General features: G+C 64.0%; 32 protein-coding genes, 1 tRNA gene and 1 pseudogene. 3 read left to right on the plus strand and 31 right to left on the minus strand.

The window, feature by feature from the left end:
• Positions 1-6: 6 nt before the first annotated feature.
• The 7 genes from B0E49_RS15495 to petA form a co-directional block, all read right to left on the minus strand.
• Complete coding sequence (locus B0E49_RS15495) at positions 7-498, minus strand: Crp/Fnr family transcriptional regulator (RefSeq protein WP_077563116.1); 492 nt, start codon at positions 496-498, stop codon at positions 7-9.
• 163 nt (positions 499-661) lie between these two features.
• Positions 662-737 (minus strand) — tRNA-Thr (locus B0E49_RS15500).
• Positions 738-789: 52 nt separating this feature from the next.
• Complete coding sequence (locus B0E49_RS15505) at positions 790-1,299, minus strand: ClpXP protease specificity-enhancing factor (protein ID WP_077563117.1); 510 nt, start codon at positions 1,297-1,299, stop codon at positions 790-792.
• Positions 1,300-1,488: 189 nt separating this feature from the next.
• Entirely contained in the window at positions 1,489-2,100 is a 612-nt protein-coding gene (locus B0E49_RS15510; RefSeq protein WP_077563118.1) for a glutathione S-transferase N-terminal domain-containing protein, read from the minus strand.
• A gap of 99 nt (positions 2,101-2,199) precedes the next feature.
• Entirely contained in the window at positions 2,200-2,973 is a 774-nt protein-coding gene (locus B0E49_RS15515) for a cytochrome c1 (RefSeq protein WP_077563119.1), read from the minus strand.
• Positions 2,974-2,990: 17 nt separating this feature from the next.
• Positions 2,991-4,400 carry a cytochrome b gene (locus tag B0E49_RS15520; RefSeq protein ID WP_077563120.1) on the minus strand — a complete coding sequence of 470 codons (1,410 nt, stop codon included), beginning with the start codon at positions 4,398-4,400 and terminating at the stop codon, positions 2,991-2,993.
• 23 nt (positions 4,401-4,423) lie between these two features.
• Positions 4,424-5,017 (minus strand): ubiquinol-cytochrome c reductase iron-sulfur subunit, encoded by a 594-nt coding sequence (gene petA / locus B0E49_RS15525; RefSeq protein ID WP_077563121.1) that lies wholly within the window; start codon positions 5,015-5,017, stop codon positions 4,424-4,426.
• Between the two features lie 148 nt (positions 5,018-5,165).
• Between petA and mscL the strand changes: the two genes are divergently transcribed.
• Positions 5,166-5,579, plus strand: a complete 414-nt coding sequence (gene mscL, locus B0E49_RS15530; RefSeq protein ID WP_077563122.1) for a large conductance mechanosensitive channel protein MscL — start codon at positions 5,166-5,168, stop codon at positions 5,577-5,579.
• 60 nt (positions 5,580-5,639) lie between these two features.
• Here the strand turns inward: mscL and pdxA are convergent, their stop codons facing one another.
• Positions 5,640-6,692 carry a 4-hydroxythreonine-4-phosphate dehydrogenase PdxA gene (gene pdxA / locus B0E49_RS15535; protein ID WP_077563123.1) on the minus strand — a complete coding sequence of 351 codons (1,053 nt, stop codon included), beginning with the start codon at positions 6,690-6,692 and terminating at the stop codon, positions 5,640-5,642.
• Between the two features lie 96 nt (positions 6,693-6,788).
• Positions 6,789-7,559, minus strand: coding sequence for a Nif3-like dinuclear metal center hexameric protein (locus tag B0E49_RS15540; protein WP_077563246.1), 771 nt, complete (start codon positions 7,557-7,559; stop codon positions 6,789-6,791).
• Between the two features lie 74 nt (positions 7,560-7,633).
• Between B0E49_RS15540 and B0E49_RS15545 the strand changes: the two genes are divergently transcribed.
• A complete protein-coding gene (locus B0E49_RS15545) occupies positions 7,634-8,800 on the plus strand; it encodes a S1C family serine protease (RefSeq protein WP_077563124.1) in 1,167 nt (388 codons plus the stop codon).
• A 64-nt stretch (positions 8,801-8,864) separates the two neighbouring features.
• Here the strand turns inward: B0E49_RS15545 and tatC are convergent, their stop codons facing one another.
• The 12 genes from tatC to hisC all read right to left on the minus strand — a co-directional run bounded on the left by tatC (position 8,865) and on the right by hisC (position 16,156).
• Complete coding sequence (gene tatC, locus B0E49_RS15550; protein ID WP_077563125.1) at positions 8,865-9,662, minus strand: twin-arginine translocase subunit TatC; 798 nt, start codon at positions 9,660-9,662, stop codon at positions 8,865-8,867.
• Positions 9,663-9,730: 68 nt separating this feature from the next.
• Positions 9,731-10,198, minus strand: coding sequence for a Sec-independent protein translocase protein TatB (gene tatB, locus B0E49_RS15555; RefSeq protein WP_077563126.1), 468 nt, complete (start codon positions 10,196-10,198; stop codon positions 9,731-9,733).
• A 28-nt stretch (positions 10,199-10,226) separates the two neighbouring features.
• Entirely contained in the window at positions 10,227-10,469 is a 243-nt protein-coding gene (gene tatA / locus B0E49_RS15560) for a Sec-independent protein translocase subunit TatA (RefSeq protein WP_077563128.1), read from the minus strand.
• A gap of 78 nt (positions 10,470-10,547) precedes the next feature.
• On the minus strand, positions 10,548-10,907 hold the full coding sequence (locus B0E49_RS15565) for a histidine triad nucleotide-binding protein (RefSeq protein WP_077563130.1): 360 nt from the start codon (positions 10,905-10,907) through the stop codon (positions 10,548-10,550).
• Entirely contained in the window at positions 10,904-11,299 is a 396-nt protein-coding gene (locus tag B0E49_RS15570; RefSeq protein ID WP_077563131.1) for a DUF4870 family protein, read from the minus strand. Before B0E49_RS15570 ends, B0E49_RS15565 begins: the two co-directional genes overlap by 4 nt.
• Positions 11,296-11,688, minus strand: coding sequence for a phosphoribosyl-ATP diphosphatase (locus tag B0E49_RS15575; protein ID WP_077563133.1), 393 nt, complete (start codon positions 11,686-11,688; stop codon positions 11,296-11,298). Before B0E49_RS15575 ends, B0E49_RS15570 begins: the two co-directional genes overlap by 4 nt.
• A 6-nt stretch (positions 11,689-11,694) precedes the next feature.
• Entirely contained in the window at positions 11,695-12,084 is a 390-nt protein-coding gene (hisI, locus tag B0E49_RS15580; RefSeq protein ID WP_077563135.1) for a phosphoribosyl-AMP cyclohydrolase, read from the minus strand.
• A gap of 83 nt (positions 12,085-12,167) precedes the next feature.
• Positions 12,168-12,947, minus strand: coding sequence for an imidazole glycerol phosphate synthase subunit HisF (hisF, locus tag B0E49_RS15585; RefSeq protein ID WP_077563136.1), 780 nt, complete (start codon positions 12,945-12,947; stop codon positions 12,168-12,170).
• Positions 12,948-12,950: 3 nt separating this feature from the next.
• Positions 12,951-13,691, minus strand: a complete 741-nt coding sequence (hisA, locus tag B0E49_RS15590; RefSeq protein ID WP_077563138.1) for a 1-(5-phosphoribosyl)-5-[(5-phosphoribosylamino)methylideneamino]imidazole-4-carboxamide isomerase — start codon at positions 13,689-13,691, stop codon at positions 12,951-12,953.
• Positions 13,692-13,731: 40 nt separating this feature from the next.
• On the minus strand, positions 13,732-14,403 hold the full coding sequence (hisH, locus tag B0E49_RS15595; RefSeq protein WP_077563140.1) for an imidazole glycerol phosphate synthase subunit HisH: 672 nt from the start codon (positions 14,401-14,403) through the stop codon (positions 13,732-13,734).
• Between the two features lie 62 nt (positions 14,404-14,465).
• Positions 14,466-15,074, minus strand: a complete 609-nt coding sequence (gene hisB / locus B0E49_RS15600; RefSeq protein WP_077563141.1) for an imidazoleglycerol-phosphate dehydratase HisB — start codon at positions 15,072-15,074, stop codon at positions 14,466-14,468.
• Positions 15,071-16,156 carry a histidinol-phosphate transaminase gene (hisC, locus tag B0E49_RS15605; RefSeq protein ID WP_077563143.1) on the minus strand — a complete coding sequence of 362 codons (1,086 nt, stop codon included), beginning with the start codon at positions 16,154-16,156 and terminating at the stop codon, positions 15,071-15,073. The genes hisB and hisC overlap by 4 nt, the downstream gene beginning before the upstream one ends.
• Before the next feature lie 209 nt (positions 16,157-16,365).
• On the opposite strand from hisC, the gene B0E49_RS15610 reads away from it, so the two are divergent.
• On the plus strand, positions 16,366-18,603 hold the full coding sequence (locus B0E49_RS15610) for an NADP-dependent isocitrate dehydrogenase (protein WP_077563145.1): 2,238 nt from the start codon (positions 16,366-16,368) through the stop codon (positions 18,601-18,603).
• Positions 18,604-18,630: 27 nt separating this feature from the next.
• Here B0E49_RS15610 and hisD read toward each other — a convergent pair whose 3' ends face one another.
• The 10 genes and pseudogenes from hisD to mlaD all read right to left on the minus strand — a co-directional run bounded on the left by hisD (position 18,631) and on the right by mlaD (position 26,424).
• Complete coding sequence (gene hisD, locus B0E49_RS15615; protein WP_077563146.1) at positions 18,631-19,947, minus strand: histidinol dehydrogenase; 1,317 nt, start codon at positions 19,945-19,947, stop codon at positions 18,631-18,633.
• 18 nt (positions 19,948-19,965) lie between these two features.
• Positions 19,966-20,604: an ATP phosphoribosyltransferase gene (gene hisG / locus B0E49_RS15620; RefSeq protein WP_077563148.1), complete on the minus strand. Its 639-nt coding sequence runs from the start codon at positions 20,602-20,604 to the stop codon at positions 19,966-19,968.
• Positions 20,601-21,881 (minus strand): UDP-N-acetylglucosamine 1-carboxyvinyltransferase, encoded by a 1,281-nt coding sequence (murA, locus tag B0E49_RS15625; RefSeq protein ID WP_077563150.1) that lies wholly within the window; start codon positions 21,879-21,881, stop codon positions 20,601-20,603. The genes hisG and murA overlap by 4 nt, the downstream gene beginning before the upstream one ends.
• A 7-nt stretch (positions 21,882-21,888) precedes the next feature.
• On the minus strand, positions 21,889-22,131 hold the full coding sequence (locus tag B0E49_RS15630; protein ID WP_077563152.1) for a BolA family protein: 243 nt from the start codon (positions 22,129-22,131) through the stop codon (positions 21,889-21,891).
• 14 nt (positions 22,132-22,145) lie between these two features.
• Positions 22,146-22,901, minus strand: a complete 756-nt coding sequence (locus B0E49_RS15635; protein WP_077563154.1) for an ABC transporter permease — start codon at positions 22,899-22,901, stop codon at positions 22,146-22,148.
• Positions 22,898-23,890: an ABC transporter ATP-binding protein gene (locus tag B0E49_RS15640; protein WP_077563156.1), complete on the minus strand. Its 993-nt coding sequence runs from the start codon at positions 23,888-23,890 to the stop codon at positions 22,898-22,900. The genes B0E49_RS15635 and B0E49_RS15640 overlap by 4 nt, the downstream gene beginning before the upstream one ends.
• A 99-nt stretch (positions 23,891-23,989) precedes the next feature.
• Positions 23,990-24,280 (minus strand): annotated as a pseudogene (locus B0E49_RS15645) (STAS domain-containing protein); the annotation flags it as partial.
• A gap of 70 nt (positions 24,281-24,350) precedes the next feature.
• Entirely contained in the window at positions 24,351-24,992 is a 642-nt protein-coding gene (locus tag B0E49_RS15650; RefSeq protein ID WP_077563160.1) for an MlaC/ttg2D family ABC transporter substrate-binding protein, read from the minus strand.
• A gap of 134 nt (positions 24,993-25,126) precedes the next feature.
• Positions 25,127-25,909, minus strand: a complete 783-nt coding sequence (locus tag B0E49_RS15655) for an MlaA family lipoprotein (protein WP_144264590.1) — start codon at positions 25,907-25,909, stop codon at positions 25,127-25,129.
• 26 nt (positions 25,910-25,935) lie between these two features.
• Positions 25,936-26,424 (minus strand): outer membrane lipid asymmetry maintenance protein MlaD, encoded by a 489-nt coding sequence (mlaD, locus tag B0E49_RS15660; RefSeq protein ID WP_077563247.1) that lies wholly within the window; start codon positions 26,422-26,424, stop codon positions 25,936-25,938.
• Between the last annotated feature and the right edge of the window lie 13 nt (positions 26,425-26,437).

Raw genomic sequence — 26,437 nt, forward strand, 5'->3', positions numbered from 1 at the left:
CGGCGCTCAGGTCGCCGCAACGCTCTTGGGCTTGTTGACCACCCGCTTGGCCATGACCGTCCCCAACCCCAGGGCAATGCGCAGCGCCAGCGCCGGCTGCCGGTTGGCAAGGTCCATGAAACGGATCAGGCTGAGGCGCCACAGCGTGCAGGGGCCGGCGGCGACGGCTTCTGATTTGCGCGCCATGCTGGAAAAGAAGGCCCATTCTCCGACCACCGATCCGGCACCGATCATCGCCAGATTCATGCGGCCTTCTTCATCCACGCAATGCACACTGAGTGTGCCGGTTTCGATGAAATACACCGTGCGGTCCGTCGCGCCCTGCTCGATCAGGACCTGGTCCCGCGCGAGCGCAAAGGGCTGCAGGTAGTCGCCGAACACGGCCCACTCGGTCGCCGTGAAAGGCAAGTCGAGTGCGTCATAAGCATGATTTTTGGCAATCACCTGGGCAAGGTGCTGTACTTGAGATTTGGCCCCGATGGGCTGGGAGGACTTCATAGGGACGCGACGATAGTCTGCGTCCCGCGAGTTCACAAGAAAAAACGGAAATAAATCGAACGTATTCAATCGAACCGTGAAATCCTGCGCAATTTTCGCCCGGCGGCCTTGCCAGGAAACGTGCGGGTGTCGAGATTACTTGATACCGTGTGAGGCAGTGAAATGGTGCCGATTGTCGGATTCGAACTGACGACCTACCGCTTACAAGGCGGTTGCTCTACCAACTGAGCTAAATCGGCGACTTTCTATTTTACCGGCTGGGGGCAGCCATCGCGGTGGCCTAAAGCCTGCCTACTTCACCCGTTTGAGCGAAGGACGCCCCCCTCCCGAGGGGCGTGGCGGCTCTGTATCGCCATCGTGCGGCGCATCATCGGCCGGTGCAATCTGCACCACCTTGGGGTCGGTTTCCACGGGGCGCGTTGCATCCGGCACACTGCTCAAACCCGGCGCCTTGGACGCCTCGTCGCCAGCGGGTGCAGACACCGGGACAGGGAACGCCATGCCCTGCCCGTTTTCCCGGGCATAGATCGCAATCACGCGGCTCACGGGCACCATGATCTCGCGCGCCGTGCCGGCAAACCGGGCCTTGAATTCGATGAAGTCGTTCCCGAGCTTAAGCGAGCTGGTCGCATCAAAGCTGATGTTGAGCACGATCTCGCCGTTCTTCACGTACTCGCGCGGCACCTGGACGGACTCGTCCACCAGCACGGCCACATAAGGGGTCAGGCCGTTGTCGGTGCACCACTCGTACAGCGCCCGGATCAGGTAGGGCCGGGTCGAGGAGGAATCCAGGGCATTCATGAATTCAGCCAAATTAGACCCGGACCAGCGGCCGCCGCGCCGGGCTGCCCCAAGCAAGGCCAGCCCGCTCGGGGCTGAGGCCCGCGGCTCCAAGTCCGCTTGCGCGGGCTTGGACGGGCCGAAGGGTCGTCACGTCTCGCGGCGACTTGTCCAGCGAAGCACACGGAGTGGCAAGCGCGGGGGTCATATTTACTTGCGCATCACCTTTTCGGACGGTGTCAGCGCTTCAATATAGGCCGGGCGCGAAAATATGCGCTCGGCGTACTTCAGCAGCGGCGCCGCATTCTTGCTCAGGTCGATGCCGTAGTAGTCCAGGCGCCACAGCAGCGGGGCGATGGCCACGTCGAGCATGGAAAAGTTCTCGCCCAGCATGTACTTGTTCTTGAGGAACACCGGCGCCAGTTGCGTGAGGCGGTCGCGGATGTGCGAGCGGGCCTTTTCCAGCGCCTTCTCATTGCTTTTGGAGGCCCGGTTCTCGAGCGTGGAGACGTGCACGAACAGCTCCTTCTCGAAATTGAGCAGGAACAGGCGCACGCGCGCACGGTCCACCGGATCGCCGGGCATCAGCTGCGGATGCGGGAAGCGCTCGTCGATGTACTCGTTGATGATGTTCGACTCGTACAGGATCAGGTCACGCTCCACCAGGATGGGTACCTGGCCATACGGATTCATGACGTTGATGTCTTCCGGCTTGTTGTAGAGATCCACGTCGCGGATCTCGAAATCCATGCCTTTTTCAAACAGCACGAAGCGGCAGCGGTGGGAGAACGGGCAGGTGGTTCCTGAATAAAGCACCATCATGGTGAAGACTCCTGAAAATCAAAAAGAGTGGGATGCCGGGAGCATTCCCACTCTGGAAGGCTCAGGCGACGCACCGGGGCGACACCTGAGTCGCGTGTGTTACTTGACGTCTTTCCAGAACGCTGCGTTGAGGCGCCAGGCAATGATGGTAAACAAACCCAGGAACAGCATGACCCAGACTCCCACGCGTATCCGCGTGTTGCGCGATGGCTCACTCATCCATTGCAGATAGCTGACCAGGTCGCCCACCGACTGCTCGAATTTCAGGGGCGTCATGGTCCCCGGCGTGACCTGCTGCCAGCCGCGGAACACGTCGACCTCCTGGCCGCTTTCCTTGTCCTTGATCTTGTCGAAAATCGGCTTGCGCTCGCCTTGCAGCTCCCACAGGACGTTGGGCATGGCCACATTGGGAAACGCGAGGTTGTTCCAGCCGGTGGCCTTGGAATCGTCGCGGTAGAAGGTGCGCAAATAGGTGTACAGGTAATTCGCCCCGCTGCCGCCATGGCCCGCGCGCGATCGGGCCACCAGCGTCAGGTCGGGCGGGTTGGTGCCAAACCATTCCTTCGCCTGCCGCGGATCGATGGCCGCGACCATGGTATCAGCCATCGTGCCATCGGTGAGCAGCAGGTTGTCCTTGACTTGCTGTGTGCTCAGGCCGAGGTCCTGCAGCCGGGTGTAGCGCATGAAGGCAGCGGAATGACAGTTCAGGCAGTAGTTGACAAAGAGTTTGGCCCCCGTCTGCAGCGCGGCCAGGTCGTTGGTCTGGTTCGGCGCCTTGTCCCATGCAATGCCCTCCCCCTCGGCAGCTTGCGCGCCTGCCACGAACGCCATGGCCATCATCAGGCCCAGAGCCAGTTGTTTCAGTTTGCTCATTATTGAAAGTCTCCTGCTCAGTGCGCGGCGAAAGTGACGCGATCCGGCACCGGCTTGAACTCACCCAAGCGGCTCCACCACGGCATCAACAGGAAAAAGCCGAAGTAATAAAACGTTCCTGTCTGCGAAACAAGATTGAGCGTCGGCGAAGGCGGTACGGTACCAATATAGGCCAGCACGAAAAACACGACAACGAACACCGCGTAAACGTATTTGTGCCAGCCTGGACGGTAGCGAATCGACTTGACCGGGCTCCGGTCCAGCCACGGCAGGAAAAACAGGATGATGACCGCGCCGCCCATCACCATGACGCCCCAGAACTTGGCGTCGGTGTTCAGCATGGCGGCCACCACGCCAGCGGCCAACAGCACGAGGACGCCCTTGAACAGCGCGGGCATCCTGGTCTTGATGACGCCGAACGCCGCACCCGCCACCACGCAGGCCATCAACGCATACACCATCTCGCTGGTAACGGAACGCAGCATGGCGTAGAACGGCGTGAAATACCACACAGGCGCAATCTCGCCCGGCGTTTGCAACGGATTGGCGGGAATGAAGTTGTTGGCTTCCAGGAAGTAGCCACCGGCTTCCGGCGCAAAGAAGATGATCGCACTGAACACCATCAGAAACACACTGACACCGAAGATGTCGTGCACGGTATAAAACGGGTGAAACGGCACACCATCCAGCGGGTGCCCATTGGCATCCTTGGGGGCGTTGGGGCCCTTGATTTCCACGCCATCCGGATTGTTCGAGCCGACTTCGTGCAACGCGATGACGTGCGCCACCACCAGCCCGAGCAACACCAGCGGCACGGCAATCACGTGGAAGCTGAAGAAGCGGTTGAGCGTGGCGTCGCCGACCACGTAGTCGCCGCGAATCCACAGCGCCAGGTCAGGGCCGACAAACGGGATGGCGGAGAACAGGTTGACGATCACCTGGGCGCCCCAGTAGCTCATCTGGCCCCAGGGCAGCAGGTAGCCCATAAAGGCCTCGGCCATCAGGCACAGGAAAATCGCACAGCCGAAGATCCACACCAGCTCGCGCGGCTTGCGGTACGAGCCGTACAGCAGACCGCGGAACATGTGCAGATACACCACGACGAAGAACGCCGAGGCGCCCGTCGAGTGCATGTAGCGGATCAGCCAGCCCCACGGCACGTCGCGCATGATGTACTCGACCGAGCCAAACGCCAGCGCGGCGTCGGGCTTGTAGTTCATCACCAGGAAGATGCCGGTGACGATCTGGATCACCAGCACCAGCAGGGCCAGCGAACCGAAGATGTACCAGAAATTGAAATTTTTCGGCGCGTAGTACTCGCTCATATGCTCTTTGAAGAGCTTGGTTGCCGGGAACCGGTTGTCGATCCAGTTCATCAGCTTTTCGCCAGCGCCGGCGTTGGGGGAAACTTCCTTGAATTCAGCCATGTTGTGCTCCAGGTCCTGCGGGGTCAGGCTTTTTCATGCTGACCGATCAGCAGTTTGGTGTCGGAGAGAAACATATAGGGCGGCACCAGCATGTTGTCCGGCGCCGGCTTGTTCTTGAACACGCGCCCCGCCAGATCGTAGGTGGAGCCATGGCACGGGCAGAGGAATCCACCCTGCCAGTCGTTCGGCAGCGACGGCTGTGGACCAGGTGTGAATCTGTCGACCGGGCTGCAGCCCAGATGGGTGCAGATGCCGACGATGACCAGGAATTCGGGTTTGATCGAACGCCAATCGCTTTTTGCCCACGGCGGCGTGAAGCCCGGGCGGTCCGATTTCGGGTCGGCCAGTTCCGGATCGAGCTTGGGCAGTTCCGCCAGCTCTTCGGGCGTGCGCCGCATGATCCAGACCGGCTGGCCACGCCACGCCACGGTCATTTTTTCGCCGGGCTTGAGGCCGGAAATATCGGCTTCCACCGGAGCGCCCGCGGCCTTGGCTTTCTCGGACGGCTCGAAACTCTCCACAAACGGAATAGCCGTGCACACGGTGCCCACGGCACCAGCGCATCCGGAAGCAATCAGCCATGTTCTTTTACTGGTGTCGACTTGGGTCTCACTCATGGGAATCCTCAATATACATCGCAACTTGGGGGGTTAGCAGACGATTGTAGCTGACCGTCTTCGGCCATTTCTACGCCAAAGCGGCACTTGACAGCGCGATCCGATAGGGAATACTGCTTCCTGTTCAATCCACCAAGAAAGCAAAGCCATGAGCATGATGCAGGAATTCAAGGAATTTGCCGTCAAGGGCAACGCGATGGATCTGGCGGTCGGTGTCATCATCGGCGGCGCCTTCGGCAAGATCGTCGATTCGATCGTGGGCGACCTGATCATGCCGGTCGTCAGCAAGATTTTCGGCGGGCTCGACTTCTCCAACTACTATCTCGCCCTGTCGGGTCAGGCAGGCGGACTGTCGCTGGCTGACGCCAAGAAGGCCGGCGCCGTGTTTGCCTATGGCAACTTCATTACCGTCGCGCTCAATTTCATCATCCTGGCGTTCATCATCTTCATGATGGTCAAGCAGATGAACCGCCTCAAGAAAGAAGCCCCGCCGGCCGCGCCCGCCGCCACACCGGAAGACGTGTTGCTGTTGCGCGAGATTCGCGACAACCTGAAAAAGTGAGTTACACGCTACGCTTTGCGCAGCAATCAAGGTCCGCAGTTCATGGACTGCGGGCCTTTTTCATGCGCAAAGCTGGCGCGCCAGGCGAATCGCCGCGATCAAGCTGGCCGCATCGGCCACGCCGCTGCCGGCAATGTCGAAGGCCGTGCCGTGGTCCGGGCTGGTGCGCACCAGCGGCAGGCCGAGCGTGACGTTCACGCCCTTGTCCACACCAAGGTACTTGACCGGGATCAGGCCCTGGTCGTGGTACATCGCCAGCACCACGTCGAACTCGCCCGGCTGGCCGCCCCTGGCACGCGCCCGCATGAACACCGTGTCGGGCGCAAACGGGCCGCTCGCGTCGATCCCCTCCTGGCGCGCTGCCGCGATCGCCGGCGCGATGATGTCGATCTCTTCACGCCCGAACAGCCCCCCCTCGCCGGCATGCGGATTCAGCCCGGCGACGCCGATGCGCGGCCTGCGGTGTCGCGCCGAGCCAACAGGTCCGCGCACGAACTGGTGGGTCAGCCGCAAGGTTTGCAGCACGTTGTCGAAGCTCACCGCCTCGATCGCGGCGCGCAAGGAGACATGAATACTGACCAGCACGGTGCGCAATTCGTCGTTCGCCAGCATCATGCGCACCGGCACGTCCCGCACGGGTTTGCCCAGAAACGCGGCCGCCTCGGCCTGCAGCAGCTCGGTATGCCCGGGAAAGGCGATGCCCGCGGCCGCCAGCGCCTCCTTGTGCAGCGGCGCGGTGACCAGGGCCGCAATCTCGCCGCGCAAGGCCGCACGCGCCGCCCAGGTGACGCAATCGGCCGCGAACTTGCCGGCCACACCGCTCACCCGCCCCAGCGGGATGGGCCCGGACAGACTGGAGATTGGCAGCACCGGGATGCAGCGCGGCGGCGCGCTCAAGGCATCGAGCGGCGCCTCGATCACGGCCACCGGCAGGGCGACCTGTCCCGCGCCGCCGATGAACGACACCGCACGGCGCAGCGTCGCCACGTCGCCGGCGACAAAGCAGCTGCGCGTCGCGTCCGGCGCGTCACGAAATGCCTTGGCAATGATTTCCGGGCCGATGCCGGCCGCGTCGCCTTGCGTAATGGCGATGGGGAGATTGCTGCTATTCATGTGGCTACGCCCCAGTTGCCGCCGGGCCGCCCCAAGGCAACTGCGGCCCCCTTGGGGGGCAGCGCAGCACACGCAGTGGCAAGCGTGGGGGCCATGTCATGCCGGGTTGTCAATATCGATGAACTCGTGCGCCAGGCCGAACTGCGCGGCCACGTGCGCGGCCACCGCGGGCGCGCCATAGCGCTCGCTGGCGTGGTGGCCGCAGGCCAGATAGGCCACGCCGCACTCGCGCGCATAGTGCGCCTGCGGCTCGGAAATCTCGCCGGTGATGAAGGCATCGGCCCCGGCCGCAATCGCCGCCTCGAAGTAGCCCTGCGCGCCGCCGGTGCACCATGCTACTTTTTTGATAGCTCCAAGTTCAGCACCGACAAGGACTACATGGCGATTCAGCACATGCTGCAGGTGATCGGCGAGACTGCGGGCGCTGTCAAAGCTGCCGCCTTCCACGCGTCCCCCCAGAAAGCCCAGGTCCTGTTCGCCAAAACGGCCGGCGGGCCCGTCCAGCGCCCGCAAACCGAGCTGGAGCCCGAACTGCGCGTTGTTGCCCAGCAGCGGATGCGCGTCCAGCGGCAGATGGTAGGCGAACAGGTTGATGTCGGCCCCCAGCAGCAGCGCCAGCCGCTGCTTCATCCAGCCAGTCACCGTGCCGTGCTGGCCGCGCCAGAACAGGCCGTGGTGCACAAAAATCGCGTCGGCCCGGGCCGCGATCGCGGACTCGATGAGGGCCCGGCTGGCCGTCACGCCCGAGACGATTTTGCCGACGCTGGCGCGGCCCTCGACTTGCAGGCCGTTCGGCCCGTAGTCCTTGAAGCGCGCGGGCTCCAGCAGGGTGTCGAAGGCGGCGAGCAGTTGGTGGCGGTGAATCATGCGGTGCATCAAGGAGGACAGGGTTTTGCCATGATTGTGGGCCAAAGTACGGGCCGGTCGTGGACAATTGCGCCATGAAACGTTTCTGGCTCCTTTTTTCGCAAACCGTCACCGTGCTGCTGGCGGCCTACTTCGTGACGGCGACCCTGCATCCCGAATGGCTGGGCAGGATGGCCTCGGGCGGCGGCGCGGTGGCGGTGATCGAGGCGCCGGCGGCGAGTTCGTCACTACCGGCGACCGGCAGCTTCAGCGCCGCCGCAAAGAAGGCCGCGCCGGCCGTGGTCAGCATCAACACCAGCAAGGCCGCCGAGAAGAATCCGAACGGGGACGACCCGTGGTTCAAGTTCTTTTTTGGCGACCGCGGCGACGAGCCGCAGACCAGCCTGGGCAGCGGCGTGATCGTCAGTCCCAGCGGCTACATCCTGACCAACAACCATGTGGTGGAAGGCGCCGACGAAATCGAGGTCATTCTCAACGACAGCCGCCACGCCCAGGCCAAGGTGATCGGCACCGACCCCGACACCGACCTGGCCATCCTGAAGATCGACCTGGATCGCCTGCCCGTGATCGTGCTGGGCAACTCGGACGCGCTGCAGGTGGGCGACCAGGTGCTGGCCATCGGCAATCCGTTCGGCGTCGGCCAGACGGTCACGGGCGGCATCGTGAGCGCGCTCGGGCGCAACCACCTGGGCATCAATACGTTCGAGAACTTCATCCAGACCGATGCCGCCATCAACCCCGGCAACTCGGGCGGCGCGCTGGTGGACGTGAATGGCAATCTGATGGGCATCAACACCGCCATTTTTTCGCGCTCCGGCGGCAGCATGGGCATCGGCTTCGCGATTCCGGTCTCGACCGCGCGCCAGGTGCTCGACAGCATCGTGAAAGACGGCCGCGTCACGCGCGGCTGGATCGGCGTGGAACCCAACAACCTGTCGCCCGAACTGGCGGAAACCTTTGGTTTGAAGCTGCCCAAGGACGGCAACCCGGACGCGCTGGCTGGCGTGATCATCACCGGCGTGCTGCAAAACGGGCCGGCGGCGCAGGCGGGCATCAAGCCCGGCGACGTGATCGTGAGCGTGGCCGGCAAGCCGGTCAGCAATGTGGGCGAGCTGCTGACCAGCGTGTCGGCGCTCAAGCCCGGCACACCGGTCAAGTTCGCGCTGCTGCGCCAGGAGGCCCGGATGGAACTCGACGTGACCCCCGGGTTGCGGCCCAAGCCGCGCAAAGAGGAGCGGTAGACACCCCGTCTGCTATCCGATCAATAGCTGACGGCGCATATCCCATAAGGGCATAGGCGCTATTTCACTGAACTTCGGAAGCCTTGGCCTCCTCGTCGGGCGCCTTGGTGTGCTTGATGAAAATCTGGGCCGACCAGATGCCGACCTCGTACAGCATATACATGGGCAGCAGCAGCGCCAGCATGGAGACCGGATCGGGCGGCGTGACCAGACCGGCCACGCCGGCGGCGCCCACCAGAAAATAGGCGCGCCAGGACTTGAGCTGCGCCACCGTCACGAGCCCCATACGGGCCAGAATGACGACGATGACGGGCACTTCGAAGGCCACGCCAAAGGCCAGGAACATGGTGATCACGAAGTCCAGGTAGGCCTCGATGTCGGGAGTCACCGCCACCGAATGGGGGGCCAGCCGCTGGATCGCCGGGAAGGCCTGGCCGAAGACAAAGAAGTAGCAAAAGGCGGTGCCCAGGTAGAACAGGATCGTGCTGGCGGTGACCAGCGGCAGCACCAGGCGGCGCTCGTGCTTGTACAGCCCCGGCGCCACAAAGGCCCAGATCTGGTACAGGATCCACGGCAGCGCAATGCCCACGGCGACCAGCACGGACACCTTGATCGGCACCAGGAACGGCGACACCACACCGACCGCAATCATCTTGGAGCCTTCGGGCAATGCCTTGACCAGCGGCATGGCCAGCAGGTCGTACAGACGGGACGGGCCCGGGTAGAAAAAAAGCACCACCAGCACGATGCCGACGCCGTAGCATGAGTACAGCAGCCGGTCGCGCAACTCGATCAGGTGCTGCACAAACGGCTGCTCGGTGCCAGCCAGTTCGTCTTCTTTACTTTTTTCGGGGTCGGACATGATGGGAATTGATTGGGGTCACGCCCAACATACCTTGGAGCGAACAGGCGACAGCAAACCGCCTGCAGTTAATTGAACTTGTGCGGCCGGTAGCGCGCCACGCGCGCTGCACCGGACAGGGCCTTGGTGCGGATGCCCGCACGCGCCTTGTACCACTGCGGCGTGGCGCCCTGCTTCAGGCGCCATTTCTTGCCCGGATGGCGGTACTGCGGATAGCTGGGGGCGACGTCACCGGCGAGGCTGGACGCCGGCGTGTCGCTGGTGGCGTCCGACCACTGTTTTTCGAAATCGCTGGCCCCGGTCTTGATGGATTGGCTGACGTCGCGCGCCGCGTCTTCCATCGTTTCCTTCATCTTCTTGAGCTCGTCCAGATCCATCGAACGGCTCACTTCGGCCTTCACGTCCGCCACGTAGCGCTGCGCACGCCCCATCAGGGTGCCGATCGTGCGCGCCAGCCCCGGCAGCCGCTCGGGGCCGATCACCACCAGCGCGATGCCGCCAATGATGGCGAGCTTGGTGACGCCAATATCGAGCACTTACGCAGCCCCCCGTGGTGCCTGCATTTCAGCTCTTGGTCTTGGCTTCGACGTCGATGGTCTCTTTGCCCGCCGGCGCGGCGGAGCCGACCTGCTGCGTCACCGCGGCAGTGGCCTCGGCAGGCTTGTCGGCCGTACCATCCTTCATGCCGTCCTTGAAGCCCTTGACCGCTCCGCCGAGGTCGGAGCCGATGTTTCTGAGTTTCTTGGTGCCGAAAATCACGATGATGATGACCAGAAAAATAAGCAGATGTGTGGTTGATAGTCCCATGAGTTTCTCCTGACGAATAACGTTGATTTTAGATGGTGCAATGCCCCGGGTAAACCAGGCAGTCCCGATTGACCCCACTCAGCCCCTGCGCCACGGCCGCGGCCCGCCGATCACGTGCATGTGCAGGTGGTGGACCTCCTGCCCGCCCTGCTCGCCGGTATTGAGCACGATCCGGAATCCCCCTTCGGGATATGGCTGGCAGCCCGCCTGTAGCGCCAGCTGCGGCGCCAGCACCATCATGCGCCCCAACAGGCCGGCGTGCTCGGGGCCGACCTGGGCCATCGACGCGACGTGCTGCTTGGGCACCAGGAGGAAATGCACGGGCGCCCAAGGATGGATATCGTTGAAGGCGAAGAGTTCCTCATCTTCATAGACCTTGGTCGAGGGAATCTTGCCCTCGATGATCTTGCAGAAAAGACAATCCGGGTCGTATGTCATAGGGTGTTGCCAACCGGCTGGCTGTCGTTCATGGCCACCATGCCGCGCACGATGCGGTACAGGAACCAGATGGAAATAAGGCCCCAGGCGATCCAGCCGGGCACGATGAACAGCAGCCACAGCGGGATCGTGATCACATACAAAATGCCGGCCCACAGGACGGAGCGGATGCGCCACGAAAAATGGCTGGCCTGCCAGCTGCCCTGTGCGTCGCCCTTCTTGACCAGGTCGATCACCAGCGCCACCAGCAGCAGGGCCAAGCCGACCTGCGCACCCGGAATCACGGCACCGATCGCCACGATGAGATGCAGGATATAGCTGACCCAGCCCACGGTCTTGAGCGATTCGGCCTTTTCCTTATCGCTCATATTGGCATCGATGACGTCGCTCATGGCTTTCCCCCTGGTGCAATGGCACTCGCTTCATGTTCTCGCGCGCGCACCTTGCGCAGCGCCTTTTCCTCGATACCGCTGGTGCCCTCGCGGCGCTCCAGCTCGGCGATCACATCCGCCGGCGTCAATCCGTAGTGAGCCAGCGCGATCAGGCAGTGAAACCACAGGTCGGCCACCTCGGCCACGATTTTGGACGGGTCGCCGCCATGCTCGGCATCCTTGGCCGCCATCACCACTTCGGTGGCTTCTTCGCCGATTTTCTTCAGGAAGGCGTCCGGCCCGCGCTCGAGCAGGCGCGCCACATAGCTTTTCTCGGGGTCGCCGCCATGGCCCGGTTTGCGGCTTTCAATCACGGCGGCGAGCCGCGCCAGCGAATCGTTCGAACTCATGGCACCTTATTTGTAGATGGATTCGGGGTCTTTCAAGACCGGCTCGGTGACCTGCCACGCGCCGTCCTTGTAAATGCTGAAAAAGCAGCTGTGCCGGCCCGTGTGGCACGCAATGCCCGGCGTGTGGCCGAGTTGCGTGACCTTGAGCAGGATCACGTCGTTGTCGCAGTCAATACGCAGCTCATGCACCGTCTGGATGTGGCCGGATTCCTCGCCCTTGAACCACAGCTTGCCGCGCGAGCGGCTGAAATACACCGCGCGGCCCAGTTCGGCCGTCTTTTGCAGCGCCTCGCGGTTCATCCAGGCGAACATCAGCACGTCGCCGCTGCCCACCTCCTGCGCGATCACCGGGACCAGCCCCTGGGCGTCCCATTTCACTTCGTCAAGCCAGTTCATGAGGAGATTGTCGGGTATTTCGGGGTGCTATGAAATTCATAGCCATCAAGACCCCAGCGACGAGGACTTGGGGCGGAAAAGCTTTAGAGACGCACTGGAATGCCGCGCGCCGCCATGTGCCGCTTGGCCTGGCCCACGGTGTACTCGCCATAGTGGAAGATGCTGGCGGCCAGCACCGCATCGGCGCCGCCGATCTGGATGCCGTCGGCCAGGTGATCGAGGTTGCCGACGCCGCCCGAGGCGATCACCGGCACGCTGACCGCGTCGCTCACCGCGCGCGTAAGCGCCAGATCGAACCCCGACCTGGTGCCGTCGCGGTCCATGCTGGTGAGCAGGATCTCGCCCGCGCCGCGCCGCGCCATCTCGCTGGCCCAGGCCACGGCGTCCAGGCCAGTGTTCTTGCGCCCGCCGTGGCTGTAAACATCCCAGCCCGGGCCGCGCGTCCTGGCGTCTTCCCCGGAGCGCCGCTTGGCGTCGATCGCGACCACGATGCACTGCGCGCCGTACTTGGCCGAGGCCGCCTCGATCACGTCGGGGTTGGCGATCGCCGCCGAGTTGAAGCTGGTCTTGTCGGCGCCCGCGTTCAGTAGACGACGCACGTCATCCACGGTGCGCACGCCGCCGCCCACGGTCAGCGGAATGAACACCTGGCTGGCCACCGCCTCGATGATGGGCAGGATCAGGTCGCGCCCGTCGCTGGTGGCGGTGATGTCAAGGAAGGTGAGCTCGTCGGCGCCCTGCTCGTTGTAGCGCGCGGCAATCTCGACCGGATCGCCGGCATCGCGCAGCTCGACGAAATTGACGCCCTTGACCACGCGTCCGCCCGTGACGTCGAGACAGGGAATGATGCGTTTGGCTAGCACGCTTTATCCGTTGAACTCGTCAGCCAAGGTCTGTGCGCTGGCGAAATCCAGGTCGCCGCTGTAGATGGCGCGCCCGCAGATCACGCCCTCGATGCCCTGGTCCTCGACTTCACACAGTTGCTCGATGTCGGCGATGCTGGACAGGCCGCCCGAGGCGATCACGGGCACCGTGAGCGCCTGCGCCAGCTTGACCGTGGCGTCGATGTTGATGCCGGTGAGCATGCCGTCGCGGCCGATGTCGGTGTAGATGAACGACTCGACGCCGTAGTCTTCGAACTTCTTGGCCAGGTCGACCACCTCATGGCCGGTGAGCTTGCTCCAGCCGTCGGTGGCGACCTTGCCGTCCCTGGCGTCGAGCCCGACGATGATGTGGCCGCCGAATGCCGTGCAGGCGTCCTGCAGGAAACCGGGGTTCTTCACGGCGGCCGTGCCGATGATCACATAGCGCAGGCCGGCGTCGAGGTAGCGCTCGATGGTGTCGAGGTCGCGGATGCCGCCGCCGAGTTGCACGTCGATCTCGCCGCCCACCTCGCGCAGGATCTTGCGGATGGCGAGCTCGTTCTTGGGCTTGCCTGCGAACGCGCCGTTCAGGTCCACCAGGTGCAGGCGCCGCGCGCCCTTGTCGACCCAGCTGCGGGCCATTTGGGCGGGATCTTCACCGAAGGTGGTGGACTGGTCCATGTCACCTTGTTTGAGGCGCACACAGTGGCCGTCTTTGAGGTCAATTGCGGGGATCAATAACATGACTGGGAAGAAACGTGATGCCGTTGGCAGCGGAGAAGAACTAGGGATTCCAGTGCAGGAAGTTGCGGTACAGGGCGAGGCCGTGGTTGGCGCTTTTTTCGGGATGGAACTGGGTGGCGAAAATATTATCGCGTGCAATCGCCGCCGTAAAGCTTCCGCCGTAGTCGGCAACGCCCGCGCTGTGGCGCGCATCCGACGGTCGGGCGTAGTAGCTGTGCACGAAATAGAAGTAGCTGTTGTCGGGCACGTCGCCCCAGATCGGGTGCCGTCCGGTGCCCGGGTCCAGCTGGTGCACCTGGTTCCAGCCCATTTGTGGCACTTTGTAACGGCTGCCGTCGGGCTGCAGGCGCCCCGCCAGCTCGAACCTGACGACGTCGCCATGGATCAGCGCGAGGCCCGGCGTGTTGCCTTCGTCGCTGCGATCCAGCAGCATCTGCATGCCCACGCACACACCGAACAGCGGCTTGCTGGCGGCGGCCTCCAGCACCGGCGCCTGCAGGCCCGATTCGCGCAGCTCGCGCATGCAGTCGGGCATGGCGCCCTGCCCCGGCAGCACCACGCGTTCGGCCGCGCGCACCTCCTCGGGGCGCGACGTGATGATGACCTTGTAACCGCTGCCCTGCGCCGCGGCCTGCACGGCCTGCGACACCGAGCGCAGGTTTCCCATGCCGTAGTCGACGACGGCGACGGTCTTGTTTGCTACTGGATTCATAGCTGATTACGCCCTATGGACGCCGGCTGGACGGCTGGAGGCCATTTTGTCGTGAAACCCGCTCAGAGCGACCCTTTGGTGGAAGCAATGGTTCCGGCCGCGCGCGGGTCGATCTCGAGCGCAAAGCGCAGCGCCCGCGCAAACGCCTTGAACACCGTCTCCGCCTGGTGGTGCGCGTTCTCGCCCTTCAGGTTGTCGATGTGCAGCGTCACGAACGCATGGTTCACGAAGCCCTGGAAGAATTCGTGTGCGAGCTGGCTGTCGAAGGTGCCGATCATGCCGCTCTTGAACGGCACGTTCATGACCAGGCCGGGACGGCCCGAGAAGTCGATCACCACGCGGCTCAGCGCCTCATCGAGCGGCACATAGGCGTGGCCGTAGCGGCGGATGCCTTTCTTGTCGCCCACGGCCTTGTACACGGCCTGGCCAAAGGTGATGCCCACATCCTCCACCGTGTGGTGGCCGTCGATGTGCAGGTCGCCCGCGGCCTGGATGTCGAGGTCGATCAGGCCGTGGCGCGCGATCTGGTCCAGCATGTGGTCGAAAAAGCCGATGCCGGTGGCAAGGCTGGACACGCCCGTGCCGTCCAGGTTGAGCTTGACGGTGATCTGCGTCTCGGCCGTTTTGCGGGAGACTTCGGCGGTGCGTGCGGCGGGAGGCGAGGTGGTCATAGTGATTCTTTGAGCGCTGCCAGCATTTTGACGTTTTCCTGCGCCGTTCCGACGGTCAGGCGCAAACAATTCGCCAGCAAGGGGTGCATTTTAGAAACGTTCTTGACCAGCACGCCGCGCGCCCTCATGCCGTCGAAGGTTTTGGCCGCATCGGGCACGCGCGTGAGGATCATGTTGGCGTCGCTGTGCCAGGCTTTAATGCCCGGCAAAGCCTGGAGTGCTTCGAAAAGAATAGCACGCTGCGCTCGCAGGTCAAGGGCTTGCGCCGCAAACACCTGGGCATGTTCGAGCGCAAACAGGGCGCACTCGTAGTTCAGCACGCTGATGTTGTAGGGCGGACGCACCTTGTCGATCTCGGCAATCAGCGCCTTCGGCCCCATCATGTAGCCCAGCCGCACACCCGCCAGGCCGAACTTGGACAGCGTGCGCAGCAGCAGCACGTGGCCGTGGTGGTTGACGCGGTCGATGTAGCTCTTGCTGGAAAACGGCTGGTAGGCCTCGTCCAGCACGACCAGGCCGCCCTGGCGGCCCTGCGCCACGATGATCTTCTCGATCACCGCGTCGTCCCACAGGTTGGCCGTCGGGTTGTTCGGGTAGGCGAGATAGACGATGGACGGCTGGTGCGCCTGAATGGCCGCCAGCATCGCGGCCTCGTCGAGCTCGAAGTCGGCCGTGAGTGGCACGCCGTGGAAGGCCAGGCCCTGCAGCTGGGCGCTCATGGCGTACATCACGAAGCCCGGCACCGGCGCCAGGATGCTGGCCCCCGGAATATCGCAGGCCAGTGCCAGCAGCGAAATCAGTTCGTCCGAGCCGTTGCCCAGCATGATGTCGAAGCCGTCGGGCATCTTCGCGTAGGCGGCCAGCGCGGCGCGCAGGTCATTCACGCGGCCGTCCGGGTAGCGGTTCAGCGCCAGCGCGCCGAGCCGCCGGCCCAGTTCGGCCTGCAGTTCGGGCGGCAGGCGGTGCGGGTTCTCCATCGCGTCGAGCTTGACCATGCCCCTGGCGTCCTGCACGGCGTAGGCGTGCATCGACTGGATGTCCTGGCGGATGCGTTTTTGGAACTGGGAATCAAGCGCTGTCATATAAGTGGTTGCAGCCGTTCAGTGCCGGCTTCGAAAGGAGTGATGATCTGCACGGTGTCGCTTGGGACTATAGCAAGAGCGTCGCGCGGCACCATTTTGGGCGTCTGTATCAATTCAGCGCTACCGTCCTCGCCCGGGCCCTGCCTGCCGCGGGCCGAAAACCGTGGTATTTTCTACGGGCACTCCAGACAACCGATTGAAAGACTCCCATGGCATCAGGCAAATCAAAAATCATTTACACGCTCACCGACGAGGCGCCGTTCCTGGCCACGTGTGCTTTTCTGCCCATCGTTCGAAGCTTCGCGGCGCCGGCCGGCATCGAGGTCGCCGGGAGCGACATCTCGGTGGCGGCGCGGATCCTGGCCGAGTTCCCCGAATTCCTGAGCGATGCGCAGAAGGTGCCCGACAACCTGGCCGAGCTCGGCCGCCTCACGCTGGCGCCGGACACCAACATCATCAAGCTGCCCAACATCAGTGCCTCGGTGCACCAGCTCGTCAGCGCGATCAAGGAATTGCAGTCGCGCGGCTATCCGGTGCCCGACTACCCCGAGGATCCGAAGACGGAGGCGGACAAGGCGATTCGCACCCGCTACTCCAAGTGCCTGGGCAGCGCCGTAAACCCGGTCCTGCGCGAGGGCAACTCCGACCGCCGCGCGCCCAATGCCGTGAAGAACTACGCGCGCAAGCACCCGCACAGCATGGGCGAGTGGAGCATGGCCTCGCGCACCCACGTGGCGCACATGAAGCACGGCGACTTCTACCATGGCGAAAAATCCATGACCCTGGACAAGGCGCGCGACGTCAGGATGGAGCTGGTCACCCCTGCTGGCCGGACCATCGTGCTCAAGCCCAGGGTATCGCTGCTCGCTGGCGAAATCATCGACAGCATGTTCATGAGCAAGAAGGCCCTGCTCGAGTTCTACGAAGAACAGATGGAAGACGCGCGCAAGACCGGCATGATGTTCTCGCTGCACGTGAAGGCCACCATGATGAAGGTCTCGCACCCCATCGTGTTCGGGCATGCCGTGCGCGTGTTCTACAAGGAAGCCTTCGAGAAGCACGGCAAGCTGTTCGAGGAGCTGGGTGTGAACGTCAACAACGGCCTCGTCAACCTTTACGACAAGCTCGAAACCCTGCCCAGCAGCAAGCGCGAGGAAGTCATCCGCGACCTGCACGCCTGCCACGAGCACCGGCCCGAACTGGCGATGGTGGACTCGGCCAGGGGCATCTCCAACCTGCACGCCCCGAACGACGTGATCGTGGACGCCTCGATGCCGGCCATGATCCGCATCGGCGGCAAGATGTGGGGCGCCGACGGCCGCCCGAAGGACACCAAGGCGGTGATCCCGGAGAGCACCTTCGCGCGCATCTACCAGGAGATCATCAACTTCTGCAAGACCAACGGCAACTTCGATCCCGTGACCATGGGCACGGTCCCCAATGTGGGCCTGATGGCCCAGCAGGCCGAGGAGTACGGCTCGCACGACAAGACCTTCGAAGTGGCCGAGGCCGGCCAGGCCAACATCGTCGACATCGCCACCGGCGAAGTGCTGCTGTCGCAGAACGTGGAAGCCGGCGACATCTGGCGCATGTGCCAGGTCAAGGACGCGCCGATCCGCGACTGGGTCAAGCTGGCCGTGAACCGCGCGCGCAACTCGGGCATGCCGGCCCTGTTCTGGCTCGACCCGTACCGCCCGCACGAGGCCGAACTGATCAAGAAGGTGCAGCGCTACCTGAAGGACCACGACACCCACGGGCTGGACATCCAGATCATGTCGCAGACCCGCGCCATGCGCTACACGCTGGAGCGCGTGATCCGCGGCCTGGACACCATCTCGGTCACCGGCAACATCCTGCGCGACTACCTGACCGACCTGTTCCCCATCATGGAACTCGGCACCAGCGCCAAGATGCTCTCCATCGTGCCGCTGATGGCCGGCGGCGGCATGTACGAGACCGGTGCGGGCGGCTCGGCGCCCAAGCACGTGAAGCAACTGGTCGAGGAAAACCATTTGCGCTGGGACTCGCTGGGCGAGTATCTGGCGCTGGCGGTATCGCTGGAGGACTTGGGGCTCAAGACCGGCAACACCAAGGCGAAGATCCTGGCCAAAACACTCGACGAGGCTACCGGCAAGCTGCTCGACAACAACCAGTCGCCGTCGCCGCGCACGGGCGAGCTGGACAACCGCGGCAGCCAGTTCTATCTGGCGCTGTACTGGGCGCAGGCGCTGGCCGCGCAGACCGAAGATGCGGCGTTGCAGGCGCATTTCGCCCCGTTGGCCAAGGCGCTGAGCGAAAAAGAGCCGCAAATCATCGATGAGTTCAAGGCCGTGCAGGGCAAGCCCGTGGACATTGGCGGCTACTACCTGCCCGACCTTGACAAATGCGCGGCGGTGATGCGGCCCAGCCCGACCTTCAACGCCGCCCTCGAAGCCGCAAAGGTTTAAGCCGCAGTTCGCAGCGCCGCAGCCGGATTATTTGAGCCGCATCTCGGCAGCGCGCGCATGCGCCTGCAGGCCTTCGCCGTAGGCCAATTCGGCGGCTATTTTTCCAAGAATCTGCGCGCCGGCTTCGCTGACCTCGATCAGGCTCGATCGTTTCTGGAAATCGTAGACGCCCAGCGGACTGGAAAAGCGTGCCGTGCCGCTGGTCGGCAGCACGTGGTTCGGGCCGGCGCAGTAGTCGCCCAGCGCTTCGCTGGTGTAGGCGCCCAGGAAGATCGCGCCCGCGTGCCGGAGCAGCGGCTCCCAGCGGTGCGGTTCGCGGCTGCTCACTTCCAGGTGCTCGGGCGCGATGCGATTGCTGAGGGCGCAGGCCTCTTCCATGCTGCGCGTGTGGATCAGCGCGCCGCGCGCGCTGAGCGATTTGGCAATGATTTCGGCGCGTGGCATCGTGGGCAGCAGGCGCGTCATAGCGGCCTGCACGGCGTCGATGTAGACCGCGTCGGGGCACAGCAGGATGCTTTGCGCGAGCTCGTCGTGTTCGGCCTGGCTGAACAAATCCATCGCCACCCAGTCGGGCGGCGTGCTGCCGTCGGCCAGCACCAGGATCTCGCTCGGGCCGGCGATCATGTCGATGCCGACCGTGCCGAACACGCGGCGCTTGGCGGCGGCCACGTAGGCGTTGCCGGGGCCGGTGATCTTGTCGACGGCCGCCATGCTTTGCGTGCCGTAGGCCAGCGCCGCCACGGCCTGCGCGCCGCCGATGGTGAAGGCGCGGGTCACGCCGGCCACGAAGGCGGCGGCCAGCACCAGCGGGTTCTTGGCGCCCTGCGGTGTCGGCACCACCATGATGATCTCGCCGACCCCGGCCACATGGGCCGGAATCGCGTTCATCAGCACCGACGACGGGTACGCCGCCTTGCCGCCCGGCACGTAGATGCCGACGCGGTCCAGCGGCGTGACCTTCTGGCCCAGCAGCGTGCCGTCCTCGTCGCGGTACGACCAGCTCTCGCCGTTGGCCTTCTTCTGCGCCTCGTGGTAGCTGCGCACGCGCGCAGCGGCGGCCTGCAGCGCGTCGCGCTGGGCCGCGGGCAGGGACTCGAACGCTGCTTTCAGTTCGCCCTGCGTGAGCTCGAGCGCCTGCATCGAGGCCGCGCCCAGGCCATCGAAGCGGTTGGTGTACTCGAGCACGGCGGCGTCGCCGCGCTCACGCACATGGGCCAGGATCTCGGCCACACGCTGCTCGATCGCGGCATCGGTATCGGCCGACCAGTGCAGCCGCGCCTTGAATTCGGCCTCAAAAGTGCTCGAAGCCGTTGACAGTCGTGCGGGAGAAGCTACTAAATTCATAGCAATCCAGAAAATAAATTACTGGGCGACGGCGGTGGCAAACGCGTCGATGATGCGGCGGATCGGCGCCTGCTTGAGCTTGAGCGCGGCCTGGTTCACCACCAGACGCGCGCTGATGTCCATGATGCGCTCGACCTCGACCAGGTGGTTGGCCTTGAGGGTGTTGCCGGTGGAGACCAGGTCGACGATCGCGTCGGCCAGCCCGGTCAGCGGCGCCAGCTCCATGCTGCCGTAGAGCTTGATCAGGTCCACATGCACGCCCTTGGTGGCGAAGAAATCGCGCGCGATGGCGACGTACTTGGTCGCCACCTTCAGCCGGCTGCCCTGCTGCACGGCATCGGCGTAGTCGAAGCCCTCGCGCACCGCGACGCTGATGCGGCATTTGGCAATCTGCAGGTCCAGCGGCTGGTACAGGCCCAGACTGCCATGCTCGAGCAGCGTGTCCTTGCCGGTGATCCCCAGGTCCGCGCCGCCGTACTGCACATAGGTCGGCACGTCGGTGGCGCGCACCACCAGCACGCGCACGTCGCTCTGGTTGGTGGCCAGGATCAGCTCGCGCGATTTTTCCGGGTCGCCCCGCACCTCGATGCCGGCCGCGCGCAGCAGCGGCAGGGTTTCGTCGAAGATGCGGCCCTTGGAGAGCGCAAGTGTGATCATTTCACCCTCTCGATGTCGGCGCCAATGCCGCGCAGCTTGATCTCCATCTGGTCGTAACCGCGATCCAGATGGTAGATGCGGTCGACCTGGGTCTCGCCATCGGCCACCAGGCCGGCGATCACGAGGCTGGCGGACGCGCGCAGGTCGGTGGCCATGACGGTTGCGCCCGAGAGCTTTTCAACCCCTTCGACCATCGACACCTTGCCGTCGATCTGGATATTCGCACCCAGGCGAATCAGCTCGTTGACGTGCATGAAGCGGTTCTCGAAAATCGTCTCGGTCGCCAGGCTAGGGCCCTGCGCGATGCAGTTGAGCACCATGAACTGGGCCTGCATGTCGGTCGGAAAACCCGGGTATTCGGTGGTGCGGAAACTCTGGGCCTTGAGGCGGCCCGAACCGGCCCCGGGCGACTGCACGCGGATGCCGCCCTCCATGGCCGTGACGCTGACGCCGGCATCGCGCAGCTTGTCGATCACCGCATCCAGATGGTCGGCGCGGCCGTGCTGCAGCAGCACGTCGCCGCCGGTGGCCGCGACCGCGCACAAAAAGGTGCCAGCCTCGATGCGGTCCGCCACCACCTGATGCGTGCAGCCATGAAGTTTTTCAACCCCTTTGACGCGGATGCGGCTGCCGCCCTGGCCGTCGATCTGGGCGCCCATCTTGATCAGCATCGCGGCCAGATCGGCAATCTCGGGCTCCTGCGCGGCGTTCTCCAGAATCGTCTCACCCTCGGCCAGCGTCGCCGCCATCATCAGGTTCTCGGTGCCCGTGACGGTCACCATGTCGGTGGTGATGCGCGCGCCCTGCAGGCGCGTGCGGCCCTGGGGCAGCCTGGCGATCATGTAGCCGTGCTCGACCACGATTTCGGCGCCCATCGCCTGCAGGCCCCGGATGTGCTGGTCGACCGGGCGCGAGCCGATGGCACAGCCCCCGGGCAGCGACACCGTGGCCTCGCCAAAGCGCGCCAGCAGCGGCCCGAGCGCGAGCACCGAGGCGCGCATGGTCTTGACCAGCTCATACGGTGCTTCGGGCTTGATCGGCGCGCCCGCCTGCAGCGACAGGCCGCCGCGCTCGCCGTGCGTCTCGGTGCGCACGCCCATGTTGTCGAGCAGCCGGCGCATGGTCGCCACGTCGTGCAGGCGCGGCACGTTGAGCAGGTTGACGGTCTCGTCGGTCAGCAAGGCGGCGCACATCTCGGGCAGCGCCGCGTTTTTGGCGCCGGAAATCCGCACTTCGCCGTGGAGCTGGCGGCCCCCGCGAATCAGCAATTTGTCCATGAAAGAATCAGTGTGGTTCGACGGCCCACTCGGCCGGCGTGAAGGTTTTCATCGACAAGGCGTGGACCTCGTCGGTGAGCATTTTCGCACCCAGCGCGGCATACACCCGCTGGTGGCGCTGGATGGCACGCCTGCCCTCGAACTCGGCTGACACGATGGTGGCGTACCAGTGGCGGCCGTCGCCTTCGAGCTCGATGTGGTCGCAGGGCAGCGCCGCGGCAATGAGGGATTGGAGTTCTTCAGCGGTCATGGGTTGTGTTCCTTTCAGCCCCGGATTTTGTAGCCTATGCGCAGCAGATGCACGGCCAGCGTGCTGACCACCACCAGCGCCGCGCCCACGATGCCCAGGCTGAGCCACGGTGAGACATCGCTGACGCCGAAAAAGCCGTAGCGAAAGCCATCGATCATGTAGAAGAACGGGTTCAGGTGGCTGACGCTCTGCCAGAACGGCGTCAGCGAATGAATCGAGTAAAACACCCCGCTCAAAAACGTCATGGGCACGATCACGAAGTTCTGGAACGCCGCCATCTGGTCGAATTTTTCGGCCCAGAGCCCGGCGATGACCCCCAGCGAGCCCAGGATCGCCGCGCCGAGCACGGCGAACGCCAGCACCCACAGCGGCGCCACGACGCCCGGGTGGATAAAAAACACCGTCGCGAGGAACACGCCGGCGCCCACCGCCAGCCCGCGCACCACGGACGAGCCCACATAGGCCACATACCAGCTCCAGTGCGACAGCGGCGTGAGCAACACGAACACCAGGTTGCCCATGATCTTGCTCTGGATCAGCGACGACGAGCTGTTGGCAAACGAGTTTTGCAGCACGCTCATCATGACCAGGCCCGGCACCAGAAACGCCGTGTAGCTGATCGTGCCGAACACCTTGACGCTGCCTTCGAGCACATGGCCGAAGATCAGCAGGTACAAAATCGCGGTCAGCACCGGCGCAGCGACGGTCTGGAAGCCAACCTTCCAGAAGCGCAGCACTTCCTTGTACAGCAGCGTCTGCCAACCGTTCATGCGACTCCCATGCCGGCCGCTTCGCGCACCGTGCTGTCGGCCTCGTCGGGTACCGGACCGTCGGCATTCAGGGCCGCAGCTCCCGCGGACTTGCCGGCCATGACATTCAGGAACACGTCTTCCAGGTCGGCCTTGCGGATTTCGATGTCTTCGGCGTGCAGCCCGGCCTCGCGAATGGCGCCCAGGTACTGCTCGATCTCGAAGGCGTTGTGCGCGGGGAACTGCACGATGCGGCCCGTAATACGCGCCTTGTCGGCCAGCGCCTTGGGGAGTTCGCTATCAATTTTGAAGCGAAGCACATTGCTGGAGGCCGACTTGAGCAACTCGGAGGTCGGCGCCAGCGCCACCACGCGGCCGTTTTGCAGCATCGCAATGCGTCCGCACAGGGCCTCGGCCTCTTCCAGGTAGTGCGTTGTGAGCAGCACGGTGTGCCCCTGCTTGTTGAGTTTGGCGACAAACTGCCACAGGGTCTGGCGCAGCTCCACGTCCACGCCGGCGGTGGGCTCGTCGAGCACGATGACGGGCGGCTTGTGCACCAGCGCCTGCGCCACCAGCACGCGGCGTTTCATGCCGCCCGAGAGCTGGCGCATGTTCGCGTCGGCCTTGTCGGCCAGGCCCAGGCTGGCCAGCAGCTCGTCGATCCAGGCGCCGTTGTTCTTGACGCCGAAATAGCCCGACTGGATGCGCAGGGCTTCAACCACGCTGAAAAACGGGTCGAACACCAGTTCCTGCGGCACCACGCCGAGCTTGCGGCGCGCCTGCGCGTAGTCGGCCTGCACATCGCAGCCCTGCACCAGCACCTTGCCGCCGGTAGCGCGGGACAGGCCGGCCAGGATGCTGATGAGGGTGGTCTTGCCGGCGCCATTGGGGCCGAGCAAACCGAAAAATTCACCATCTTCGATGTCAAAGCTGACCCGGTCCAGTGCCTTGAGCTGACCGTGTGCCAGGGAATAGGTTTTGGAGACGGACTGAAAGGAGATGGCGGGCATGGGAGCCGGTGATTTTAAGGCCTGGGCCCGCTGCCTGCTTTTTCCGCCGCCAGCAGCCCCACAGGGGGCGGCCAGCACACGGCACGCTCCGCAGGAAAGTCAGGGCGTGGCCGGCAGCAACTCACCCACACCATAGAGTGCCGCGAGTTCGCGCAGGCGCGGATGCAGATGCTTCACGCCAAACGTCTTGCCCGATGCGTGCGCCTGGCGCCGGCATTCCAGCAGCACGGCCAGCGCCGACGAATCGAACGAGGTCAATGCGGCGGCATCGGCCACCACGACCGCATCAGGCTGCGAGCGCAGCCCCTGCACCAGCATGTGCAGGCAGGCCGTCGCCTCGCGCTGCATCAGCTCGGAGGGCAATACAAGCATTAGATGGCCCCCACGCTTGTCGCTGCGCGTACTGCGCTGCCCCCCGAGGGGGCCTTCGTGTCTTGGGACGGCCCGGCGACTCTCATGCTCAGCTTTTCCTGGCGTTCGCCTTGTTGCGCTCGGTCAGCGTGGCAATCAGGCCGTCGATGCCCTTGGCGTTGATTTCCTGCGCAAACTGGCTGCGATAGGTTTCGACCAGCCATACGCCCATCACGTTCAGGTTGTAGATTTTCCAGCCAAAGCCCTGGCCCGGCGTTTTCTCCAGCCGGTAATCGAGCTGGATCGGGTCGCCACTGCCCCTGACCTGGGTGCGCACCACGACATCGCTGTCGTCGGCGCCGGCGCGCAGCGGCTGCACGACGATGGTCTGGTCGTTGCTGACCTGCGACAGCGCGCCCGAGTAGGTGCGCACCAGCAGGGTCTTGAACTCGTCCTGCAGCTTCTGCTGCTGCTCGGGCGTGGCCTGGCGCCAGCCCGGGCCGACGGCCGAGGCGGTCATGCGCTGGAAGTTCACGTTGGGCATGATCTTGCTGTCGACCAGCGCCACGATCTTGGAAATATCGCCAGCCTGAATGGACTTGTCGGCCTTGATGCTGTTCAGGACGTCGGTGGACAGGCGCTTGACCAGCGCGTCGGGCGCTTCGTCGGCGGCATGCGCCACGAGTGCACCGGTGGCCGCAAAAACCGCCAGCAGCGACACCGCAACTTGGCCCAGAAAACGTCGATTCATGGTTTTTCCTTCTTAAAGCGGGCCCATTGACGACCCCGTATCCTGATAACGTGTTGGAGGGCGCCCGCGCCGACGGGTTTCGTCAACGGCAAGTCACCCCATGAAACGGTCTGCAACGGCATGGTCCGCATGGGTCAGCGCGACAAGCCCGGGAAACTCGGGAAATTCCATTTGAACAAGGGCACATTCTGGTTCTGCTGGGTCGGGTTCTGATCGGTATCCGCGTCCGGCCCGCTGCCGATCCTGCCACCCCGGACCTGCAGGAAAATATCGCGCGTGAAGCTGTATTTGTCGAGCGCAGCCTCATCCAGCAAGGCGCTGGCCCGGAGCAAACTCGCGCGCGTCGACACCGTTTGCAACAGATAAAGCTCATTGCGGTCGGTGGCGGGGTTCACGCGCGAAATCAGATTGCCCTGCCAGTCGACCGGCAGGGCGGCGGTGTCGCGCACGGTGGACGGCCCGAGCAGCGGCAGCACCAGGTACGGCCCGGTCGGCACGCCCCAGCGCGCCAGCGTGCGGCCGAAATCTTCCTTGTGCCGGGGAATGCCCGCTTCGCCGGCAATGTCCAGCAGGCCGCCCAGGCCAAACACGGTGTTGAAGGAAAAGCGCATCGCGCTTTCAGCCGCATCCTGGCCATGCAGTTGCAGCACGCTGTTCACGGCCGACCAGGCGTCGCCCAGGTTGCCGAAAAAATTACTCACGCCGGTACGCGCCACGGCAGGCGTGACCTTGACATAGGCCGTCGCGACCGGTTTCAGGACGGCGTCATCGACCGCATCATTGAATTTGGAAACGCTGCGGTTGAAGGGCTCGAACGGATCGCGCGGATTCGCACTGGGGCCGGTGGCGCACCCCGATAACAAGACAAACACGGCCAACGCCCCCGCCCAGGCTGCACGGACAGCTCTTCTTTTCATGGCAATCGACGGATACTCACACGCGTTCATTTTTTACTGGCTGCCCCCGGGGAAGAAGGCCCTTCGGCCGCCTTGCTGTACAAAAACTGGCTGATCAGATTTTCCAGCACCACGGCCGACTGGGTGCTGGTAATGGTATCGCCGGCGACCAGCATTTTGGCGTCGGCACCGGCTTCGATGCCGATGTATTGCTCACCCAGCAGGCCGCTGGTGAGAATTTTCAGCGAACTGTCCTTGGGGAAAGCGTAGCCGCTGTCCATCGACAGTGTGACACGGGCCTGATAAGACTTGTCATCAAACGTAATCGATTCGACGCGTCCCACCACCACCCCCGCGCTCTTCACGGCCGCCTTGGGCTTGAGCCCGCCGATATTGTCGAATTTGGCAGTCAGCCGGTAGGTGGACTGGAAATTCAGCGACAGCAGATTGGCCGATTGCAACGCGAGGAACAGCAGCGCCGCGGCGCCGATCAAGACGAACAATCCGACCCATAAATCACTTTTGGAGCGTTGCATGGCATCCTTCCCA

Source organism: Polaromonas sp. C04, assembly GCF_002002705.1.
Classification (GTDB): domain Bacteria; phylum Pseudomonadota; class Gammaproteobacteria; order Burkholderiales; family Burkholderiaceae_C; genus Rhodoferax_A.

Excerpts from the sequence above, each read along its gene's own strand:
- B0E49_RS15495 (WP_077563116.1), bottom strand. The coding sequence starts at position 498 with ATGAAGTCCTCCCAGCCCATCGGGGCCAAATCTCAAGTACAGCACCTT.
- B0E49_RS15505 (WP_077563117.1), bottom strand. The coding sequence starts at position 1,299 with ATGAATGCCCTGGATTCCTCCTCGACCCGGCCCTACCTGATCCGGGCG.
- B0E49_RS15510 (WP_077563118.1), bottom strand. The coding sequence starts at position 2,100 with ATGATGGTGCTTTATTCAGGAACCACCTGCCCGTTCTCCCACCGCTGC.
- B0E49_RS15515 (WP_077563119.1), bottom strand. The coding sequence starts at position 2,973 with ATGAGCAAACTGAAACAACTGGCTCTGGGCCTGATGATGGCCATGGCG.
- B0E49_RS15520 (WP_077563120.1), bottom strand. The coding sequence starts at position 4,400 with ATGGCTGAATTCAAGGAAGTTTCCCCCAACGCCGGCGCTGGCGAAAAG.
- petA (WP_077563121.1), bottom strand. The coding sequence starts at position 5,017 with ATGAGTGAGACCCAAGTCGACACCAGTAAAAGAACATGGCTGATTGCT.
- mscL (WP_077563122.1), top strand. The coding sequence starts at position 5,166 with ATGAGCATGATGCAGGAATTCAAGGAATTTGCCGTCAAGGGCAACGCG.
- pdxA (WP_077563123.1), bottom strand. The coding sequence starts at position 6,692 with ATGAATAGCAGCAATCTCCCCATCGCCATTACGCAAGGCGACGCGGCC.
- B0E49_RS15540 (WP_077563246.1), bottom strand. The coding sequence starts at position 7,559 with ATGATTCACCGCCACCAACTGCTCGCCGCCTTCGACACCCTGCTGGAG.
- B0E49_RS15545 (WP_077563124.1), top strand. The coding sequence starts at position 7,634 with ATGAAACGTTTCTGGCTCCTTTTTTCGCAAACCGTCACCGTGCTGCTG.
- tatC (WP_077563125.1), bottom strand. The coding sequence starts at position 9,662 with ATGTCCGACCCCGAAAAAAGTAAAGAAGACGAACTGGCTGGCACCGAG.
- tatA (WP_077563128.1), bottom strand. The coding sequence starts at position 10,469 with ATGGGACTATCAACCACACATCTGCTTATTTTTCTGGTCATCATCATC.
- B0E49_RS15565 (WP_077563130.1), bottom strand. The coding sequence starts at position 10,907 with ATGACATACGACCCGGATTGTCTTTTCTGCAAGATCATCGAGGGCAAG.
- B0E49_RS15570 (WP_077563131.1), bottom strand. The coding sequence starts at position 11,299 with ATGAGCGACGTCATCGATGCCAATATGAGCGATAAGGAAAAGGCCGAA.
- B0E49_RS15575 (WP_077563133.1), bottom strand. The coding sequence starts at position 11,688 with ATGAGTTCGAACGATTCGCTGGCGCGGCTCGCCGCCGTGATTGAAAGC.
- hisI (WP_077563135.1), bottom strand. The coding sequence starts at position 12,084 with ATGAACTGGCTTGACGAAGTGAAATGGGACGCCCAGGGGCTGGTCCCG.
- hisA (WP_077563138.1), bottom strand. The coding sequence starts at position 13,691 with ATGTTATTGATCCCCGCAATTGACCTCAAAGACGGCCACTGTGTGCGC.
- hisH (WP_077563140.1), bottom strand. The coding sequence starts at position 14,403 with ATGAATCCAGTAGCAAACAAGACCGTCGCCGTCGTCGACTACGGCATG.
- hisB (WP_077563141.1), bottom strand. The coding sequence starts at position 15,074 with ATGACCACCTCGCCTCCCGCCGCACGCACCGCCGAAGTCTCCCGCAAA.
- hisC (WP_077563143.1), bottom strand. The coding sequence starts at position 16,156 with ATGACAGCGCTTGATTCCCAGTTCCAAAAACGCATCCGCCAGGACATC.
- B0E49_RS15610 (WP_077563145.1), top strand. The coding sequence starts at position 16,366 with ATGGCATCAGGCAAATCAAAAATCATTTACACGCTCACCGACGAGGCG.
- hisD (WP_077563146.1), bottom strand. The coding sequence starts at position 19,947 with ATGAATTTAGTAGCTTCTCCCGCACGACTGTCAACGGCTTCGAGCACT.
- hisG (WP_077563148.1), bottom strand. The coding sequence starts at position 20,604 with ATGATCACACTTGCGCTCTCCAAGGGCCGCATCTTCGACGAAACCCTG.
- murA (WP_077563150.1), bottom strand. The coding sequence starts at position 21,881 with ATGGACAAATTGCTGATTCGCGGGGGCCGCCAGCTCCACGGCGAAGTG.
- B0E49_RS15630 (WP_077563152.1), bottom strand. The coding sequence starts at position 22,131 with ATGACCGCTGAAGAACTCCAATCCCTCATTGCCGCGGCGCTGCCCTGC.
- B0E49_RS15635 (WP_077563154.1), bottom strand. The coding sequence starts at position 22,901 with ATGAACGGTTGGCAGACGCTGCTGTACAAGGAAGTGCTGCGCTTCTGG.
- B0E49_RS15640 (WP_077563156.1), bottom strand. The coding sequence starts at position 23,890 with ATGCCCGCCATCTCCTTTCAGTCCGTCTCCAAAACCTATTCCCTGGCA.
- B0E49_RS15650 (WP_077563160.1), bottom strand. The coding sequence starts at position 24,992 with ATGAATCGACGTTTTCTGGGCCAAGTTGCGGTGTCGCTGCTGGCGGTT.
- B0E49_RS15655 (WP_144264590.1), bottom strand. The coding sequence starts at position 25,909 with ATGAAAAGAAGAGCTGTCCGTGCAGCCTGGGCGGGGGCGTTGGCCGTG.
- mlaD (WP_077563247.1), bottom strand. The coding sequence starts at position 26,424 with ATGCAACGCTCCAAAAGTGATTTATGGGTCGGATTGTTCGTCTTGATC.